Source organism: Paraburkholderia sp. 2C (assembly GCF_054589215.1).
The window spans coordinates 1-717 of record NZ_BAAILL010000055.1 but is presented as its reverse complement, the minus strand read 5'-3'; the positions used below and the strand labels follow the sequence as shown (position 1 = coordinate 717).

Annotated in this window: 1 protein-coding gene and 1 pseudogene; both read right to left on the bottom strand. The window is 64.7% G+C overall.

The genetic code is table 11. The features are described 5' to 3' along the window. A pseudogene (locus tag ACYPXD_RS28860) lies at positions 1-343 on the bottom strand (electron transfer flavoprotein subunit alpha/FixB family protein); the annotation flags it as partial. Between the two features lie 19 nt (positions 344-362). Then, positions 363-717: electron transfer flavoprotein subunit beta/FixA family protein (locus tag ACYPXD_RS28855; RefSeq protein WP_459706076.1), on the bottom strand; the 355-nt coding region annotated here is incomplete at its 5' end.

Below are 717 nucleotides of genomic sequence, written 5' to 3'. Positions count from 1 at the left end.
TCTGCGCGACGTCGAGTTTCGCCGCGATGCGCGGGGCGATGTTCTTGCCGTATGCCGTTGCGGGCGCAACGATGTGCGTGTAGTGCTTCGCCGCATCTTGCACAAGCGCGAGGACCGTCGCTTCGACGTTTTCCGCCAGGCCTTCGGCCAGTTGCGGCGCATCGGCGAGCAGGACCCTGGCGATGCCTGCGACTTTCGATGCGGCTTCGGCTGCGCCCTGTGCGTTGTGGCCTGCCACCAGCAGGTGAATGTCACCGCCGATCTTCTGCGCGGCCGCGACGGTGTTCAGCGTCGCCGCCTTCAGCGACTGATTGTCATGTTCAGCAATTACCAGCGTCGTCATCTCGTGTGTCTCCGTCCGCTTACAGCACCTTGGCTTCGTTCTTCAGCTTCTCGACCAGCGTCTTCACATCCGGCACCTTCACGCCGGCGCTGCGTCCGGCCGGTTCGGTGACCTTCAGCGTCTTCAGACGCGGCTTGACATCGACGCCGAGGTCTTCAGGCTTGAGCGTCTCGAGCGGCTTCTTCTTCGCCTTCATGATGTTGGGCAGCGTCACGTAGCGCGGCTCGTTCAGGCGCAGATCGGTCGTGACCACCGCGGGCAGCTTCAGCGTGAGCGTCTCGGCGCCGCCGTCGACTTCTCGCGCAACCGTGGCCTTGCCGTCGGCGATCGTCACCTTCGACGCGAAGGTCGCCTGCGGCAGGTCCGCGAGTGCG